This window comes from Paenibacillus sp. HGF5 (genome assembly GCF_000204455.1).
Classification (GTDB): domain Bacteria; phylum Bacillota; class Bacilli; order Paenibacillales; family Paenibacillaceae; genus Paenibacillus_AQ; species Paenibacillus_AQ lautus_A.
In genome coordinates this window covers 12,729-29,325 of sequence record NZ_AEXS01000141.1, presented here as the reverse complement: position 1 = coordinate 29,325, position 16,597 = coordinate 12,729, and the positions used below count along the sequence as shown (strand labels likewise).

Here is a 16,597-nt window from a genome sequence, read left to right as displayed (position 1 = left end):
CTTCGGCTTTCGGGGGCTTCAGCTTCCCCGATTCGGCCTCGAGCATTGCCGCAGGCCTTCCTTCTCTAACGAATGAAAAAAGACCATGCCAACATGGCATGATCTTTTTTCATTATATAAGTCTACTCTTTTATCGTGACCGTCACGGGAGAGTATTCGGCAATGACGGTTTGTCCATGCACGGATACGCTGCCCTCCGGCGTCAGGTCTTTTTCGGTCATGATGCCAAGCGCGATGGTGAATTTGTTGAACTTGATCGGGATGTTTTTCTCCCGTCGGATCTCTTCGCCGTTCACGTAGAAGACAGCTTCGTCTTCGGCACAGTTATACGTGATTTTGTACGTGTTGAATTCACGCGGCGTAAAGTGCGTATCTTCCTCTTTGAAAATGCAGAAGTAACGGGTCTTGTCCGATTCCGGCACCTGCACGCCCGGGAACGGCAGGACCGCATACACGCTGGCGTATTTGTCGTTCGAAGCAAAAAAGTCCAGTGCCGCGCCGGTGCTGAAATCAAGCAGATTCAAAGATACGTAGCCGTCATACAAGTCGCCGGGAACCGTACCTTGGGTGCGGGCCCGAATTTGCAGCTCGAAGGTCACCTCGCCGGATTCCGGCACGTCCACTTCTTCGTTGGAATAATACATATGCTTGGCGTTATCGAGAATTTGGATCTGGTTGTTCTGGCGGCTCAGCGGTGCGCGTACGTACAGAATGCCATTGCGGACGATAACGACCGCATTCGGCTCGCGATATTCCCAGAATGAACCGTCCGGCAACGGGAAACCGCCGATCTTCCACGTCCCGCTCTCGGACAGGATGGAGTGAAAATCACCAAAAACGCGTTGTTGTTCCATCTATTTCCCCTTCTTCCTTACAAAGTCTGAATGATTCCCTGAATGATCAATGACAGGATCAGCACGCCGCCGCAGCGCATGGTGGTCATCGTTGACGCGCCCATCAGCGGTAAATACGCCTCGGAACGGTTGCTGTCCTTCAGCCTTCCATAGACAAGATACAACGGAATAATCGTAAGCAGCGCAATCAGTGCGTAAGGCGGGAGCGCTCCGGCCAATACGCAGGCTATCAAGGAGAGGCAGGCCAGCAGCAGCAGAACTCGCGAGAAGTTCAGCGCTCTCTTTTCGCCCCATACCACGACCAGGGTCTTCTTCCCGGCCTGACGGTCTGCCTGCCAATGCAAAAAGTGATGGTTGAACAAAATCAACGTTGTCAGCAGCCCGATGGGCAGTGACAGCAGCAAGGCCCGAACATCCATATGTGAGGTTTGAACGTAGTATGCGCCCATCACCGGCAAAATACCAAAGGACAGCAAAATCGCAATTTCACTGTAGCCCTTGCCTCGATAACCGAATTGGATCGGCGGTGCGACGTAAAAGTAAGCGATCAACCCGCCGAGCCCGCCAAAGACAAAAGCCCACCAGCCGCTGATCAAGCTGAGGATGATGCCGCTCAGCGCCGCGATCCCGAACAGCGTCCAGGTGACGACCTCGAACTTACGGAGCGACCAGACCCCCTTGGTCAAAAACCCGGAGTTGGTGGAGATCGCATCTACATGCTCCTGCGCTTCCGTGTCCGTTCCGTTCTTATAGTCCCATAAATCGTTCACCATATTGGAGAACAAATGGGCAGCACCGCTCCCGATCAAGGTCAATAAAAAAAGGCCTATATGAAATGTACCCGTCCATACGTAAGCCCCGAGCGCTCCCAAAGCGACCGGAATCAGCATGACGGGAATCACTTTGATTCGGGAAGCTTTTTTAAACTGTGTAAGGGCATCCACGTTTGATATGCTCCTTTCCCTTCTATGATACAGAATAGAACGCCTGCAAATCGCTTGCAGACGTTTAGCGTTGTGAAACAAAGCACTTGCATAGATAAGAATATCACAATTGTCGAACTTTGTAATCCGTTTGTTAGATTGTTAGAACTTGGTTTTGCAGCCATTTAGACCGACGAACGTTCAATCAGCTCGAAAGCAAGCTCCTTGCGAATCGGCTCCTTCTGCTCCCCTTGAATATGGGCATAGAGTATCCTGAAAGCCTCCGTACCCATATCAAACAGGCGGTTATCGATCGTAGTAAGGCCCAGCATTTTGCCGATCGGCTGGTTGTCGAATCCGATGACGGCCAGCTCTTGCGGGATGGACAGCCCTCTTTTCTCCGCTTCATAGATTAATCCGGCGGCCACATGGTCACCCGTCACCAATATGGCGCTGGGACGTTCCTCCATACCCGACAGCCGATCCATAATCGCTGCACCGTCCTCGAGATCAATACAGCCGTCCAGGATCCATTCCTCGCGGTAAGGCTCTCCGATTTCCTGAAGCACTTCTTCATAGGCCGCTTGGCGCGCTCTTGTGCTCGGACTGTCCAATCTTCCTACGGTGAAGCCGATGCGGCGATGTCCCCGCCTTATCAAATAATGCATGGCACTGCGAAATGCCTCAGCATGGTTTATATATATAGAAGAAAATAAGCGTTCCCCTGCATCCTGACAGCATACAATCGGTCCGTAAGCGCAATAGGCTTCGATCTGTTTAGGCGTCACGGCCGACGATAGAATAATGATGCCGTCAATCTCGCGGTTACGCAGCATCTCCAGCACTTCCATTTCCTTATCCGGCGCATACCCGGTTTGGCACAGGATGAGGCGATAGCTAGCGGCAAGCGCTTCTTGGCCGGCTCCTTCCATCAGCAAGGAGAAGTAGGCATGATTAATAAACGGAAGCATAATGGCAATATTCATCGTTTTCCCTGTAATCAGATGGACCGCATTCATATTCCGGGCGTATTTCAGCTGCTTCATCGTTTCCAGCACGCGTGCCCGCTTCTCTTCTCTGACATAAGGGTGGTTATTCAGCACCCGGGATACAGTTGATACCGACACGCCTGCAAGCTTGGCTATCTCTTTAATATTGGCCACAATCGATATGCCCCCTTCATCCACTGGTTCATTCCTGATACTATCATGATTGCTTCCTCTATTCAAAATTAAGCCTCCAGCAGGTGAGGCCTCTGCGTTCGTATTGCGTCATATCCATGACTTACTTTTTTTGGTACGATTGATGATATCATCCCTATGGAGGTATCGGCATGTCGAAACTGTTCAAGACGCTTGGCGCTGTATGGTTCATCGGCGGTTTTATCGGAGGAGTCATCATTCATATCATCATGGAGGGCAATTGGCTGACAGGCATCGCTTGGCTTATTGGCGGCGCAATCTTGGGCGCCTTATTCTATACGGTGGGCGAAATTCATGAAATCGTGTGGGAGAATCATGCCCTGCTTCGGGAAGTGCTTCACCGTCTGCCTCCGGAACCAGGCGACAAAAAGCCACCGCTTGGGAATTCCCGAGCCAATCTGAGCGCTTTGAAGGATTATAAAATGAACGCAAAAGATGAACAGCGATAAAAAATTTGATCTTGATCTGGTATGCTTTTCATACTTTACACTGTGATTGGGTGGAAACCTTCATTCATTGTCAGCGTGACCAAAAAAGGGCGTGATGGCAAGGGCAAGGCTTCTGCCTTTTTGCCATGTTTTGCGAAACCTGCGACTTGTCCATTACGTTATCCTTCTCAAAAGGAGATGATGGATGATGGAGACGTTCGGCAGAGGCTGCCTGTACTTGATCATTGGCATGGTGGTATTGCTGCTGCTTGCCCTGCTATTGGGGACCACGATTACGATCCCATGGTTTATCTTCATTCCGCTTGTCGTTATTGCCTTTGCCGTGGCTGCATCCAAGAGCAAACGCAAGGATGATGATTGATCCGGGCAACAGGCGAGCCGCCTGGCGCGAAGGGAGTTCCATTTCATGCGCTGTTTTCGATTCGCTTGCAGGCCTTGTCGGTTCAGTCCAACGGACTAACCAAAAAACACCAAGAAGACTCCCGTTAGGGAGTCTTCTGCGTTCCTTAGGATCATAACCATGCTTTTTCCAGCTTACGACTTCATTTCGAAATATTCTTGAATGCCTCTGTCTGCTGCTTGATGCCAACCTCGGTGGCAAAACGCTCGATGCTGGACGCTCCGAAGAATCCTTCCACTCCTTGGGTTCTGGACAATACATACGCCGCGTCCTCAGGCTCCGCAATCGGACCGCCATGGCACAGAATCATAATGTCCGGGTTGACGGCTTTTCCGGCATCGCAGATCGCTTGAATTTTGTCCACGCAATCGTCGAGCGTTAGTGCCGTTTTCGCGCCTATGGTGCCTTTCGTGGTAAGACCCATATGAGCAACCAGGACATCGGCTCCGGCTTCGGCCATCTTCTTCGCCTGATCGACGTCAAACACATACGGCGTGGTCACCAAATCCAGCTCATGCGCCTTCCGGATCATCTCGACCTCAAGATCATAGCCCATGCCCGTCTCTTCCAGATTCGCCCGGAATACGCCGTCAATCAAGCCCACCGTCGGAAAGTTCTGCACGCCCGCAAACCCTTGCTCCTTCAGCTGCTTCAGAAAAATATCCATGATCCGGAACGGGTCCGTGCCGCAAACTCCCGCCAACACCGGCGTATGCTTCACGACCGGCAGCACCTCGTTCCCCATGTCCACCACGATCTGATTGGCATCCCCGTAAGCCATCAGTCCAGCGAGAGATCCCCGCCCGGCCATCCGGTAACGGCCCGAGTTATAAATAATGATTAAGTCTACGCCGCCCGCTTCGGCGCTCTTGGCAGAAATCCCAGTCCCTGCTCCAGCTCCCAACAACACCTTACCCGCTGCAACCTCTGATTTTAGTTTCGCTAATATTTCTGCTCTTGTTTGCATGGCCATGATATGTTCCTCCTTGAGTTGAAATTCTTGGCACTGAGGACTGTGGCTTCCCTTCTCATTGCCGCTTCAGCAATTCCATCAGCTTATCGGCCGCGGCCACTGCAAAAGCTTGATCGTTAATATCGGTATTCATCTCGATCAGCTCAACGGTCTCACGGTCTATCCGCTGTCTTAACGTGTCGAACAGCATCTTATCCTCTTCCGTTCCATGGAATGCTTCGCCTTCCACATCGAGCATCGATACGCCTTTCAGCGGCAGCATCAACACCGTAGGACCTTTCGACGAATTCAGTTTATCCGCAAGGATCCCGCCAAGCTGCCGGTTCTCCTCCACCGTGGTCCGCATCAGCGTAACCGAAGGGTTATGCTTGTACAGGTTTCGTCCCCGGAATGCCTCCGGCACGGTATCGTACGGACCGAAGTTGACCATATCGAGCGCCCCGGTCGATACGACCTGCGGCACCTTGCAGCGTCCGGCTGCTTCCAGCCGATTCGGCCCTGCCGCCAAAACGCCGCCAACCAGCTCATCGCACCATTCCGTTGTCGTCAAATCCAATACACCGTCAATGAATCCGGCCTCAATTAGGCTTTCCATCGTTCGCCCGCCCGTGCCGGTTGCATGGAACACCAGCACTTCGTACCCATACGACTCCAGATGCTCTCTGGCATAATCGATGCAGGGGGTCGTTACCCCGAACATCGTCGCTGCAATCAGCGGCTTTTTATCCATCGGCGCAGCCGATTCAAACTTAACCATGCCGGCCATCGCGTGTGCCGCGTTCGTGAATATTTTGGTGGAAAACGAGTTCAGGCCGGATACATCCACGATGGACGGAAACATGATAATGTCGCTTGTCCCTACATAAGGCGCCGTATTGCCGGAAGCGACGGTGGAGACCATCAATTTCGGTACGCCGATCGGCAATGCGCGCATGCCGGCGGTGACGATGGAAGTTCCCCCCGTACCGCCGAATGACAGTATGGCGTCGAATTTGCCCTCTGCATACAGCTTCGGCACGATTTGCTCCATCCCTTGAGCCAATACTTCAGTACCTTCCGACCGGTCCTTCCGGGCCGCGATTTCGCGCAGATCCGCACCTGCCGCACCTGCAACCTCGATGTTGGTTACATCCGGCGTGAACATCGGCTCAAACACGCCGCTATGAATCGTAAACGTCTTTAACCCCAAGCTCACGATCACCGATTTAACGTATAAAAACTCAGCACCCTTCGTATCAAACGTCCCCGCAATGGCTATGGTTTTCACCGTAAAGACCTCCCCGTGTCTCTTCTCAGGATCGCTTGCCCCGTTCTGAATGACGGGTCCGGCATGTGATCCCTGCAAGACCATAATACAGCGCTTTCAAATAAAAAGGATCGTATCCATGTACGATCTTTATGTATATTTGTCTTTCATATGCTGACGATAGGCCTGGGGAGACATCCCCGCGTATTTTTTGAAGGTCTTGCTGAAATGAACATAGTCCGGGTAACCGACCAGCTCCGCTATGCTGCCCAGGGACAGCTTGCTGTGCTTCATGATATCCTGCGCCTTGTGAATACGGTATTTGGCTGTATATTCGGGAAAGCTGCACCCCACTTCCCTGTTAAAAAGCGCGCTAAGATGCGTTCTTGAAACGTGGATCCGTTCGGCCAGCTCCGTCATTGAAATCGGGTCTGCATAATGCTCGGCTACGTATTCTTTCACAAAGGCAACATAGTCCATCGGTTCATCAAGCTGCGTCAGCTTGTCCATCAGCTGCCGGTCCTGCTCCAGATGGCCCGTAGCCTTAAAACGATGCGTCGCATCCACGATGGCTTCTTCCGTCGGCGTTCGCTCAAAGCTCGAGCCGCCCACGTACCCCATGGCGGACGTGTTGTCGTACATGTACTGGACATCGATGGGCGTATGGACCGGACCGCCATATACGAGCTTGATCGGCTGCTTGCCCGAGTCGTCACAGACGGCAAAAATTTCTCTGGCTATTTCGGCGCCCTTCTCCAGCGACCATGATTTCGAGGTCCCCATCATCCCGCCTGCCGTAACGCCCAGATGGGCGCAGATGATATCCGCTCCCGCATCCAGCATCCATGTCGTCTGCTCCGGATTGAATACGAAGGCCATCGTAAACATATCGCGCTCATGGGCAATCCGGATGGCTTCCACCTCCTGCAGATACGTGATGCCTTCTTCCTCCAAGGCTTCGCGGAACTGTCCGTCAATCATTCCCACCGTCGGATAGTTGATGATGCCGGCAAAACCGCTTCCGCTAATGGCATCCAAGTATCCCGGCAGCTGAACGGTTGGATCCGTTCCGCATAAACCGAATATCACCGGTGCGTCGCGGACCACGGAAAGAATTTCGCGCGAGCCGAAATCCATCACCATTTCATTGCAGTTCGCATAGGGCATGAAGCCCGCCAGGGAGCCCAGCCCCATCTGCCGAAAACGGCCCGAATTCAAGGCCAGTATCAGATCGGCGCCGCCCTTGACCGCATATTTTGCCGATATTCCTGCCCCTGCCGCTACCCCGATCAATCGCTCCTGGGTCTGTATCCCCCTATGTAATCGATCCAATACCTGTTCTCTGGTCGTTATCAAAGTTATTGGTCCCCTTATCTTCAATCTGACCGTCATATCTCATCGTTTCCTTATATCGCTATACCTATTATAAATGAAAATCAATAGAGTCGATTCGTGTAACTGTCCTGCATTCCCCGGGCAACGATCTCCTCCGTCACGTGATCTTGATTCACATGATCCGCGATGATCTTGGACGGGTTCGGCAGCTGTTCGCTGGGAATCCAGGAATCGGGATCCCATGCTTGCGAACGCATAAAAGCTTTTGCACAGTGCATATGGCATTCCTCGACCGAGACCGCAATGCCAAGCCATGGGCGTTTACCTTGTACGCTAAGCCGATCCAGGATTTCCTCGTCCCTTACCAAGACGGCGCTGCCGTTGATTGGCAAGGTCTCCTTCAAACCCGGTATGACAAACACGATCCCGACTTTAGGGTTGGACAGGATATTCCGCAGCGAATCAAACCGTCGATTGCCCGGACGCTCCGGAATGACCAAGCAGGATTCCTCGATCACATGCACGAATCCCGCCGCATCTCCCCGAGGCGAAACGTCGCAGGCTCCGGATGCGTCGGAAGTAGCCATAAACAACAAGGGACTCTTCGAAATAAAGTCTTTGCAGTGATGGTCCAATCGATGAATCGTTTTGTGTTTGACCACGCGATTGGAATCGCCGAACAAGTTTCGGAGCTCCTCCTCCGATGAAACGACCGATTGAAACGGAATTTTTGACATCACAACCACCCTCCTATTAACTTCATCTTATACCTTTCTTATTTCCGATACTACGCAATGATCGTCTTGCTTCCCTTCCACAGTATGAAAAAAAGCTCCTCACAAGTTCTAGGAACCTTATGAGAAGCCTTAGCCTTCCCTCATTCTTATAAGAAGACAAGCAGCAAAATGCCGACAACAAAGCAATAATAAGCGAAATATTTCAGATTCCCGCGCGCCATGATATTCATGAACCATTTCATCGCAAAATAGGTGCAGATGAGCGTCGCGATAAATGCGATCAAATAGGGAATGAACAGCGGAGCAAAATCGGGATCCGATGCGATATCCGACACGCCTAGCACCATGCCGCCGAGGCTTATCGGAATGTACAGCATAAAGGAAAACCGAAGCGCCGTCTCCTGCTTCATCCCCACGGCGATCGACGTAATGACGGTCGAGCCGGATCGGCTGATCCCCGGAATCAGCGCCACCGCCTGAGCCAAGCCTACGATAAGCGCGTCCTTGAACGACAAATCATTATCAAGCTTGCGGCCACGAAGGTTCCGAATCAGCCAAAGGGCGACTCCCGTAAATAGCAGCGCGACGCCTACCGTGCGAACCGAAGCGAATATTTCCTCAATCTGGTCTTTGAACAACAGTCCGATGATGACAGCCGGAATCGTACCCACAATAATATACAGAATGAACATGAAGTCAGATTTAAACTCCGGTCGTCGTGTCCGAACATAACTTAGGCCATTCACAATCAATCTCTGCAAATCCTTGCGAAAGATGAACACGATCGCAATCAATGAGGCCGTATTGGTCAGTATTTCGAACGACAGCCCGTTCTGCTCCATGCCCATCAGCCTTTGGGCGACAATCAAATGACCGCTGGAGGATACCGGAATCGGCTCCGTAACCCCCTGCACAATCCCCAGCAGCAGGTACTTCAACCACAAGATGAAATCTTCCATTACTCTCCTACTTTCTTTGCAACATGGGTATAGCTTTAAAAAAAATACTAGTCTATCATATCTCATAAAAACAGGAAGAATCAAACCACGAGCAGAGTCATCGTTCGTGCATGGAGCTGCCGGAAAGACGATAAGCCCCCGTTGTTCAATGGCACAAAAAAGATATGTAAACAAGAGAAGCCCCTCTAACCACGGAATTAGAGGGGCTCCTAATCTATTGTTAAGAGGTGATTCCATCATAAGATACGTAGCTTAATGGAACCTTAAAGCTTCATTAGGGGGACATAAAAAGTTATGTATCTAACTTCTTGACCTTGGGCTGTCTGGACGGCAATATTATATCCGAAGTGGTCTTAAGCTTTTGAGATTCTTAGTAAGCAGGATCAAAAAGAAAAAGCACCTTCTAAGGTGCTTTTTCTTATTCTTTATATATGACCAAAATATCATACGTTCCGTCTGCCGATGAAAGCTTAATATCCTTCACATCGTCAGGATGAATGTTATACAGGAATTCATTCACCTGATCCTGCAAATCGTCCAGATTGGAATCGCTAAAGAGCTCGACCTTCAATGTTTTTAGCATATAAGCACCCCCTAATTTCAAACTTCGACATAAAACGGGAGTTCCCTGCTGGAATCGAGTAAACGACACGTTTCATCTTTAACTTACACTGGCCTTTATCTATTTTACACCGCACTGCTAAATAACACCCCAAATTATGGTATATTGGTGGTTGTTCGATTTAGAGATGATTATTAAAAACGTTGTGGTGGTGGACGCATTATGCAAGTTAAACACAAACGAATCATCGGGTTTGCTGCCAAACTGATATTTCTTTCGGCCGTTTTCTTCTACGCCTTCATCTATGTGATGGAACGCCCTGGCGGATTAACGGATCGGCGCATGTCGCGAGCGCTGGGGCAGGACAATATCCTTCATATCCCGCTCGGGAAGACCCCGGATAACGCGGTTGAACAGTTTAGAGGCCCATCCTCCATGCATGTCATTCACCGCGAGCCCGTGAGCGGGGGCACTCTTTTATTTATGAAAAGACCTTACCAAGCGGGAAGCCATAATTTGCAAGTAGAATATGTACGAAAAACTCGGATCGGTTGGAAATGGGCTTGGGGCGGCGGATATGGAATCGGCGAATCTTCACAATCCATAGCAGCGTTAAATTACATGGGCATGCCTGAATTAGACCATCTCTCTACCCCTTTTCCCATGGTGTTCGGGGATATTCTGGACCCCTCGATAAAAAAAGTAAGCGTCAAAATCAAGGGCAAAGGTAGTTATAACGCTAAGCTGACTGCTGCGGAAGCTGGAAGAATGATCTGGTTCGTATTTCTGCCGTCGCCCGCTTCCACACCTTTTGATATCGAAGGTTTGGATGGTGAGGGGAATCTCATCGCCCGCAAAACAATAACCGATCCGCGAGACAGCGGCTCGGTCCATTTCGAAATGGATTGACATTAATCCGGTGAAATTGCGGATAAAAGGAAAAATTAGCACAGTCTCACTACTCGGAAGGCAGAAGTACACTCGTTTGGTAAAGAATCGTTAAAGATAATTTGGGGCAAGATAATTTTGGTACCTGCCCATGCATTTCAGACGAACAGAGAAAGGAGGTCCTTAACATGAAGAAAATCTGCATGTCTTTTCTCGCGGCTATGAGCATTGCTTGCATGTTAGTTGTCCCTGTTTCCGCCGAAAACAACAGGAATGCAAATGACATGAACACAAACAACGTTAACGCTAGAAGTTATAACACCAACGCAGCCACCAATGATAACGATACAGACTGGGGTTGGCTTGGGTTAATCGGTCTTGCCGGCCTTGTTGGGTTAAGACGCCGTACCCCGGAGCGCCATTAATTTTTGCGATGAGCCTAGGGAACACAGGCAAAATCCTGCTCACATAAGAGCAGGATTTTTTTCTATTTAGGTACCTTAAACGTGTAACTTTAGATCCCCATTCTTCATGTTTTACTTCACTTTACCGGAACTTCCATTTTGTTACTCCGTATGAATCTTCAAGGGGTTGATTTCAATGTTATGGATGTTATTTGGCGTCGTTATCATTCTAAATTGCCGTTATAACTACATGAATCCGGATTCGGATTGGATACGATGGAATAAACGGTTACCGGAAGACTACGAGCAGGACGATCATGATTTGTTAAAAAACCAGGTTGGTGCGGCAATAGGTGGATTTATTGGCGGCGTATTGGTCTTAATCGGGTTAGCGACGCTTGTTCAACCTGGCGGTACCCCTATGTCGTGGGGGGCCCTTTTCGGGTTTGCTGTGATCCTCCTAGGTATAGGGCTCCTTGCCAGAAGGTATCCGACATTCGGCTGGAGCAGGGATGAAGGCTGGAAAGTCAAAGGGGATTCGGAACGAAGCGATACTTACATGGATTTAGTAAAATTCGGCGGATTGGTTTCCATTTGCCTCGGATCCGCTTTTTTTGTACTTGGCCTGATCATTTTATTGGTTTGACATGTGCTGAGGAGAAGAGGATTTTTCTGTTTCGCGGAAAACGTTTCTTTACAGCCACCGGAGATGGCCATTTAATAAAAACAGCGGCAAACCAAGGCTCAAATAGCATCTTAGCTTGCCGCTTTTTTGGGTGTTTTTCAAAACCTCTATAAGGTATTTACTTAGAATCCCCAAGTACGGAGTATAATGACAAGCAGAATAAAGAGAACGAGAATAACACCAACACTACCGCCATACCCAGAACCTTCATATCCACTCATTTTCCCTTACTCCTTCCTAATTGGAATACTACATATTATGTAAGGGCGTCTGATAATGCAAAGGCATGAGCTAATAGTCAAAAGTATAATTTATATTAAAACAAAAAAGCATAGTGGATGAAACTATGATTTACCCTTGTTCATCACCTGTGTTTCCGCTATAACGATGAGCATGTGGGATCCTGCCATCTACGGTGGTATAACCTTCAAAATAATGATAGTGCCCGCCGCCTGCCAATGGAATGGCGGGTCCAGTTGTTCCTCTAATCATGTGCTTGTGCTGGTCATTAAATGATGTTTGGGCATGGTAATTATGGACGTGTGGCACGCCGCTTGGAGCTGGTTCAGTTATACCCACGTAATGATGGAAATGCCCAACGTCAAAAGAGGTATCTCCTTGAAAGGGATGGACATGAACGTTAACCGGTCTTCCATCCCAAGATGTTAGAAAGAGTTGATGTGAATGACTGGAATCAGAGTTATCGGAATGAACAACAAAGCCCGTGATTTTTATTTCCATCCTATAGTGCCTCCCTTATATTAATGCATGATTTCTTTCTTGTTTACCTTCATGCCAGATAATGACCGATCGAACATGTCTAGGATAAATAAGAATCGTTCAGCTTCACGAAAAACATGATCTGCTAATAAAGGATGAATGATACTTTTGATTCGGCACTCTTCAATTAAGTCGCGCGCAGTTTTCTTAAAATCGCGCAATGATTTGACTGAAACGCGGTTTTCATCAACAAATTGACTTAGTAATGGATGGGTTTGCGATTGTGGACGCATGGAACTTAGGTCAATGGCTTGAAACATCAACGTATCAAAATCTTGGCTAAACTCCCTTGCTTGTTCCACTAATTTTCGCTCCGATGGATCAAGCAGATGACCTATAAATTTTGCATGGTCAGCCATGATTTTTAGGAAAAAGACATTTTCATCGATAATCGCATCAGGTAATGGTTCAAGTCTCCCGTTATTGAGTTCCTCTAACCGATTTCTAAAGTAATTCGCTTCTCGGCTAACATGATCTACAAGCAAAGGGAAATTTGTTCCCCCAGGGAGTTGGCACCTAAGTATAAGTCCAAGAACCTTCCTCTTAAATGCCCAAATGTGTGCAGCGGCATTGTGAACTTCTGAATTAAACTGTCGAATCGTTTGTGGATCAGTATCTGCTTGATATGCATGTGATCTTCTTTCAATATCCTCAAAGATGGCATGAAATTGATTAGCCTCATTGATTAACTGCGTATCTTCACATCTAAATCCTAATCGAAGAAAAAAGGAATGTTCTTTCATAATGCGTGACCAAAAACGTATTTCGTCTAATGATCTGACTACAAAAGGATCCGACAAACCTACCCCACCTTTCGGCACACGAAATAAGACAACCATTTTTATAGTGGCTCGATACAATGTATATGGGGATGGCATGTTTCAATATGCTATGTTAGGAAATTATGTAGAAAAAACAATTAGGCGTTAAAAAGTATAGGATATTCCTAATTGGCTTATTTGTTTATGAAGAAGTTCGGTGAATTTTAGGACAACTTGCCCCCTGTACTTATCCTTGTGATAAATTAGTCCAACTTGCCGTAAAAATGGGTTTTCTGCTATATTCACTATTCTTATCCCAGGTTTGTCCCACTGCTTCATCAAGGTTTCGGAAAGGATGGAACAGCCTGCCCCTGCTTCTATCAGGGTGATCATTGATTCAATGGAATCAATTTCGATGACTGGTCGCAATTCAATTTCCTTCAAGTTGCAGATAGAATCCAATTGATGTCGACACCGATAATTTTTAGGAAACAAAACAAGAGGGAGGTCCATAAGAACTTCTAAGCTTACTTCGGGCCCTTCTGCTAAGGGATGGTCGGCATTGACTACTAAATAAAGCTTTTCATTGTACAGCAGTTGGGAAACGATACGTTCATCATGAACAGGAATAATAGTAAGAGCCAGGTCGATCTCGTTATTGAGCAAGCGTTCCGCAACATTGTCCGCGCTGATGACCCTAACCTGAACTTTTGAATAGGCCTCATGAAATTCCGGCAGCAGCCGGCAAACAAGCGAATTTAATTCACCCGGTAAAACCCCAATCGAAAGGCGTCCCCGTTTGATATCTTGCAGTTCTTGAATTTCTTCACGTACACTCTTGAAGCTGTGAAAAACAGTGTGGCAATGTTTTAGCAAAATGAATCCGGCTTCAGTAATTGCTATTTTTTTGCCTATCCGATCGAATAAAGGCATTCCCAATTCGTCCTCAATTGCTTTTATCTGGTGGCTTAGGGTAGGCTGCGTGACCCCCAATTTCTCGGATGCTCTTGTAAAATGCAGCTCTTGGCAAACAGCCATGAAATATTCTAATTGCCGGATTTCCATATCCTGCACCCCCGGTTTCTGCGAGTCTTAAAGAGATCATTCTTCTTTATCAACGATTTGTTTCATATTCAGCATGCATTATAGAAAATTTATTTTCATTAACAAAACAATCCCCGACTTCTATCCGAAGGGGATTGTTAAGATGTGCAGCTTATCCATCCATTGCTTCGCCAAAAAACTTATTCGTGCCATGGCGAATGAAGTACACTATCGCAAAAATCTTTGCGTTTGAAGCCCGGGAGTAACCGAGCGCATACATCTGCCTTGATATTGCCGTAGGTCGTTTCCGGTTTGTGAGCAAAACCCTCAAGAAATGCGGGTAAAATCTTGTTCTTAAATCCATTACGCGGATATGCCATCGTTACTTGGTTTCGCACATCTTCGGTAAATGCATCAAAATTTTCCCCAACAACGTCATAGCTAACGCCAGAGTTAATCAAGGCAACTTCCGGTTCTTTATACTGGGCTATTCCAATAGTTGTATGCAAGGCGACCGCATCCCATACGAGCCGAGCAGATTCTTCTGGCACTCCATAACTTCGTAAAAAATCACGTGCGGCGTTAGCTCCGTCCACCTCAAAACGTTTATCTGGACTGCTGTAGTGCTTGGTGAGTCCTAAGTCGTGGAACAATGCGCTGATATACAGCAGTTCTAAATCATATTTTACATTGTTTCGTTTCCCCATAAGTGCACCAAATAGATATACCCGGTGGGAATGATTCCACAGTAAATCATTTCCGTGCTCACGAAGCAACTCTGCGGCTGCTTTGGCCAACGTACTGTCCGGTATTTGGATTTCTGCAACTACATGTGACATGATGGACACTCCTTACATTTTTAGAGTCAGCTAGTGGCTTACGAACTCAATTCTATGCCCCTTATAATCATTCATCAATATTATCATTTCTATGATTATCATAGATTATACGCATAATAAGGCACGCACATATTAGTATTCGCAGATGGCAGAAGCTGCTCTAAATTACAAGCATGCAGCGCGTGTGGTCATGATGACACCGAAACAACTCTGAAAATATACGCAACATGCGCGCCCGTTTCGATATCATAGTATTTTTCGATTGCATTCATGCCTGATGATTACCTGCAAGTAAGTTATCGATCAAAGCTGTTGTAATGCCAGCAACAACTGCCTATGCAATAGTATAGGCTGTTAGTCTTGTAGCTACATTTCTAGTCGTAGTGGAAATTGCAACTGCCACGTGTTCAATGCATTGTAGTAAATTTTACCTACCTCTGATATACTGACATTATTACTATTGTCATGGGTGCGTGATCAATCAGATGTGGGATAAAGAACTAAAAATAGCCATTCGAGAGAAGCAAAGCGTAACCGTATACCTTACCAATGGCGAAGTATTACAAGGCATACCGGATTCTTGTACAGATCGCTTAAAGATGCGTAGTGTTTATGGGCCAGTCTGGGTGCCATTAGATGAAGTAAAGCATGTGAGTCGATTAATACGGCTAAACATAAAAAAAGAACCTACTGGCATTAGCTAGTAGGCTCTTTTGCTATCTAAAAATGAAATGTACCTGGGTACCGTCCGGGTATCCCTCCAAATAGTTACCTACCCAGCTGCCTGCTCCTCGATTGTCAGATGGATCTATGTATTCGACACTTGCACCGTCTCCTCCTTCGGCACACATGGCCATCGGCCACTCATCCCGATCATATCCTTTTTTCGTAGGGATTCCCTTTAGTGAAGAACTCCTGTTATCCTCTGCACCAGTTCGATCAATGGTACAAACATCGGAATGGCCGGAATCAATGGCCTTTTTTATGTGATCCGCCGTCTCAGGATATTTATCCGCTGGAAACTCTAATTCGACAACGGTACCCCGTATTGGTGGGTTTACATCACTGTCATCTAACTCCGGAAAATAATTAAGGACCAACCAAACCAGTAATAAAGATAAGACTACTGTTCCAAATTTCATGAATAACTTTTTCATACAAATTGCTCCCCCATCCAAATAAAAAATCCCTGCCAGTATAGGTCAGCAGGAATTTTCTTACCGATGCCTTCAGTTTACTTTGTTTAGTATAAGCAAGTTGGCATATATTTGTAAATCACTTCTCTGTAATTGTCGCTGTCTTGGCATGTCGTCGTTCCTCTCTGTTTATTGCTCATTATTTTAATACTTATATTGATTGCCCAATTTATTTAGGTCAAGTGTCACTATTCATTTGTACACATAATATGCACTATCTCATGATGAAAGGGAGAAGATCAAAATGAATCAACAAAGCCATAGCATTCAAGGTAATCAACAAAGGGAACCACAGCCTTATCATTACGGCCATGAGCATGACCATCACCCACATTTTCATCCATATAGTCACCCGTCAGG

The 16,597-nt window shown here is 47.5% G+C and carries 20 protein-coding genes; 5 read left to right on the top strand and 15 right to left on the bottom strand.

The features are described 5' to 3' along the window. Positions 1-122: 122 nt before the first annotated feature. The 3 genes from HMPREF9412_RS22080 to HMPREF9412_RS22070 form a co-directional block, all read right to left on the bottom strand. Complete coding sequence (locus HMPREF9412_RS22080; RefSeq protein ID WP_009593980.1) at positions 123-854, bottom strand: DUF6081 family protein; 732 nt, start codon at positions 852-854, stop codon at positions 123-125. Positions 855-871: 17 nt separating this feature from the next. Beyond that, on the bottom strand, positions 872-1,798 hold the full coding sequence (locus tag HMPREF9412_RS22075) for a prenyltransferase (protein ID WP_009593967.1): 927 nt from the start codon (positions 1,796-1,798) through the stop codon (positions 872-874). 164 nt (positions 1,799-1,962) lie between these two features. Beyond that, a complete protein-coding gene (locus tag HMPREF9412_RS22070) occupies positions 1,963-2,940 on the bottom strand; it encodes a LacI family DNA-binding transcriptional regulator (RefSeq protein WP_036673088.1) in 978 nt (325 codons plus the stop codon). Positions 2,941-3,110: 170 nt separating this feature from the next. Between HMPREF9412_RS22070 and HMPREF9412_RS22065 the strand changes: the two genes are divergently transcribed. Both HMPREF9412_RS22065 and HMPREF9412_RS33005 read left to right on the top strand, forming a co-directional pair. Continuing rightward, on the top strand, positions 3,111-3,428 hold the full coding sequence (locus HMPREF9412_RS22065; protein ID WP_009593992.1) for a hypothetical protein: 318 nt from the start codon (positions 3,111-3,113) through the stop codon (positions 3,426-3,428). Between the two features lie 184 nt (positions 3,429-3,612). Beyond that, positions 3,613-3,789, top strand: a complete 177-nt coding sequence (locus HMPREF9412_RS33005) for a hypothetical protein (RefSeq protein WP_009593964.1) — start codon at positions 3,613-3,615, stop codon at positions 3,787-3,789. A gap of 181 nt (positions 3,790-3,970) precedes the next feature. Here HMPREF9412_RS33005 and HMPREF9412_RS22060 read toward each other — a convergent pair whose 3' ends face one another. The 6 genes from HMPREF9412_RS22060 to HMPREF9412_RS32205 form a co-directional block, all read right to left on the bottom strand. Next, complete coding sequence (locus tag HMPREF9412_RS22060; protein ID WP_009593972.1) at positions 3,971-4,801, bottom strand: phosphoenolpyruvate hydrolase family protein; 831 nt, start codon at positions 4,799-4,801, stop codon at positions 3,971-3,973. A 55-nt stretch (positions 4,802-4,856) separates the two neighbouring features. Beyond that, positions 4,857-6,068 (bottom strand): Tm-1-like ATP-binding domain-containing protein, encoded by a 1,212-nt coding sequence (locus tag HMPREF9412_RS22055; protein ID WP_036673086.1) that lies wholly within the window; start codon positions 6,066-6,068, stop codon positions 4,857-4,859. Between the two features lie 129 nt (positions 6,069-6,197). Further along, entirely contained in the window at positions 6,198-7,403 is a 1,206-nt protein-coding gene (locus HMPREF9412_RS22050) for a phosphoenolpyruvate hydrolase family protein (RefSeq protein ID WP_254664099.1), read from the bottom strand. 80 nt (positions 7,404-7,483) lie between these two features. Then, positions 7,484-8,119 carry a pyridoxamine 5'-phosphate oxidase family protein gene (locus HMPREF9412_RS22045; RefSeq protein ID WP_009593969.1) on the bottom strand — a complete coding sequence of 212 codons (636 nt, stop codon included), beginning with the start codon at positions 8,117-8,119 and terminating at the stop codon, positions 7,484-7,486. Positions 8,120-8,265: 146 nt separating this feature from the next. Further along, complete coding sequence (locus HMPREF9412_RS22040; protein ID WP_009593968.1) at positions 8,266-9,078, bottom strand: undecaprenyl-diphosphate phosphatase; 813 nt, start codon at positions 9,076-9,078, stop codon at positions 8,266-8,268. Positions 9,079-9,496: 418 nt separating this feature from the next. Continuing rightward, entirely contained in the window at positions 9,497-9,661 is a 165-nt protein-coding gene (locus tag HMPREF9412_RS32205) for a sporulation protein Cse60 (protein WP_009593971.1), read from the bottom strand. Between the two features lie 201 nt (positions 9,662-9,862). Here HMPREF9412_RS32205 and HMPREF9412_RS22035 point away from each other — a divergent pair, with 201 nt between their 5' ends. The 3 genes from HMPREF9412_RS22035 to HMPREF9412_RS22025 all read left to right on the top strand — a co-directional run bounded on the left by HMPREF9412_RS22035 (position 9,863) and on the right by HMPREF9412_RS22025 (position 11,578). Continuing rightward, positions 9,863-10,549 (top strand): hypothetical protein, encoded by a 687-nt coding sequence (locus HMPREF9412_RS22035; RefSeq protein WP_009593974.1) that lies wholly within the window; start codon positions 9,863-9,865, stop codon positions 10,547-10,549. 167 nt (positions 10,550-10,716) lie between these two features. Then, positions 10,717-10,953 carry a WGxxGxxG family protein gene (locus HMPREF9412_RS22030; RefSeq protein WP_036673076.1) on the top strand — a complete coding sequence of 79 codons (237 nt, stop codon included), beginning with the start codon at positions 10,717-10,719 and terminating at the stop codon, positions 10,951-10,953. A 175-nt stretch (positions 10,954-11,128) separates the two neighbouring features. Next, positions 11,129-11,578 carry a hypothetical protein gene (locus HMPREF9412_RS22025; protein WP_009593991.1) on the top strand — a complete coding sequence of 150 codons (450 nt, stop codon included), beginning with the start codon at positions 11,129-11,131 and terminating at the stop codon, positions 11,576-11,578. A gap of 161 nt (positions 11,579-11,739) precedes the next feature. On the opposite strand, the gene HMPREF9412_RS32200 is transcribed toward HMPREF9412_RS22025, so the two are convergent. The 6 genes from HMPREF9412_RS32200 to HMPREF9412_RS22005 all read right to left on the bottom strand — a co-directional run bounded on the left by HMPREF9412_RS32200 (position 11,740) and on the right by HMPREF9412_RS22005 (position 16,198). Continuing rightward, positions 11,740-11,838: a YjcZ family sporulation protein gene (locus HMPREF9412_RS32200; protein ID WP_015737277.1), complete on the bottom strand. Its 99-nt coding sequence runs from the start codon at positions 11,836-11,838 to the stop codon at positions 11,740-11,742. A gap of 130 nt (positions 11,839-11,968) precedes the next feature. Then, positions 11,969-12,358 (bottom strand): YmaF family protein, encoded by a 390-nt coding sequence (locus HMPREF9412_RS32195; protein ID WP_083829990.1) that lies wholly within the window; start codon positions 12,356-12,358, stop codon positions 11,969-11,971. A 20-nt stretch (positions 12,359-12,378) separates the two neighbouring features. Further along, positions 12,379-13,236, bottom strand: a complete 858-nt coding sequence (locus tag HMPREF9412_RS22020) for a DUF2935 domain-containing protein (RefSeq protein WP_049788741.1) — start codon at positions 13,234-13,236, stop codon at positions 12,379-12,381. Between the two features lie 87 nt (positions 13,237-13,323). After that, a complete protein-coding gene (locus HMPREF9412_RS22015) occupies positions 13,324-14,223 on the bottom strand; it encodes a LysR family transcriptional regulator (protein ID WP_009593983.1) in 900 nt (299 codons plus the stop codon). Between the two features lie 179 nt (positions 14,224-14,402). Continuing rightward, positions 14,403-15,041 (bottom strand): HD domain-containing protein, encoded by a 639-nt coding sequence (locus tag HMPREF9412_RS22010; RefSeq protein WP_009593978.1) that lies wholly within the window; start codon positions 15,039-15,041, stop codon positions 14,403-14,405. A 716-nt stretch (positions 15,042-15,757) separates the two neighbouring features. Further along, positions 15,758-16,198 (bottom strand): NucA/NucB deoxyribonuclease domain-containing protein, encoded by a 441-nt coding sequence (locus HMPREF9412_RS22005; RefSeq protein WP_083829988.1) that lies wholly within the window; start codon positions 16,196-16,198, stop codon positions 15,758-15,760. Between the last annotated feature and the right edge of the window lie 399 nt (positions 16,199-16,597).

Bases quoted from the DNA above. Each gene is read 5' to 3' on its own strand.
- HMPREF9412_RS22080 (WP_009593980.1), bottom strand. From the start codon at position 854: ATGGAACAACAACGCGTTTTTGGTGATTTTCACTCCATCCTGTCCGAG.
- HMPREF9412_RS22065 (WP_009593992.1), top strand. From the start codon at position 3,111: ATGTCGAAACTGTTCAAGACGCTTGGCGCTGTATGGTTCATCGGCGGT.
- HMPREF9412_RS33005 (WP_009593964.1), top strand. From the start codon at position 3,613: ATGATGGAGACGTTCGGCAGAGGCTGCCTGTACTTGATCATTGGCATG.
- HMPREF9412_RS22060 (WP_009593972.1), bottom strand. From the start codon at position 4,801: ATGGCCATGCAAACAAGAGCAGAAATATTAGCGAAACTAAAATCAGAG.
- HMPREF9412_RS22045 (WP_009593969.1), bottom strand. From the start codon at position 8,119: ATGTCAAAAATTCCGTTTCAATCGGTCGTTTCATCGGAGGAGGAGCTC.
- HMPREF9412_RS22040 (WP_009593968.1), bottom strand. From the start codon at position 9,078: ATGGAAGATTTCATCTTGTGGTTGAAGTACCTGCTGCTGGGGATTGTG.
- HMPREF9412_RS32205 (WP_009593971.1), bottom strand. From the start codon at position 9,661: ATGCTAAAAACATTGAAGGTCGAGCTCTTTAGCGATTCCAATCTGGAC.
- HMPREF9412_RS22035 (WP_009593974.1), top strand. From the start codon at position 9,863: ATGCAAGTTAAACACAAACGAATCATCGGGTTTGCTGCCAAACTGATA.
- HMPREF9412_RS22030 (WP_036673076.1), top strand. From the start codon at position 10,717: ATGAAGAAAATCTGCATGTCTTTTCTCGCGGCTATGAGCATTGCTTGC.
- HMPREF9412_RS22025 (WP_009593991.1), top strand. From the start codon at position 11,129: ATGTTATGGATGTTATTTGGCGTCGTTATCATTCTAAATTGCCGTTAT.
- HMPREF9412_RS32200 (WP_015737277.1), bottom strand. From the start codon at position 11,838: ATGAGTGGATATGAAGGTTCTGGGTATGGCGGTAGTGTTGGTGTTATT.
- HMPREF9412_RS32195 (WP_083829990.1), bottom strand. From the start codon at position 12,358: ATGGAAATAAAAATCACGGGCTTTGTTGTTCATTCCGATAACTCTGAT.
- HMPREF9412_RS22020 (WP_049788741.1), bottom strand. From the start codon at position 13,236: ATGGTTGTCTTATTTCGTGTGCCGAAAGGTGGGGTAGGTTTGTCGGAT.
- HMPREF9412_RS22015 (WP_009593983.1), bottom strand. From the start codon at position 14,223: ATGGAAATCCGGCAATTAGAATATTTCATGGCTGTTTGCCAAGAGCTG.
- HMPREF9412_RS22010 (WP_009593978.1), bottom strand. From the start codon at position 15,041: ATGTCACATGTAGTTGCAGAAATCCAAATACCGGACAGTACGTTGGCC.
- HMPREF9412_RS22005 (WP_083829988.1), bottom strand. From the start codon at position 16,198: ATGAAAAAGTTATTCATGAAATTTGGAACAGTAGTCTTATCTTTATTA.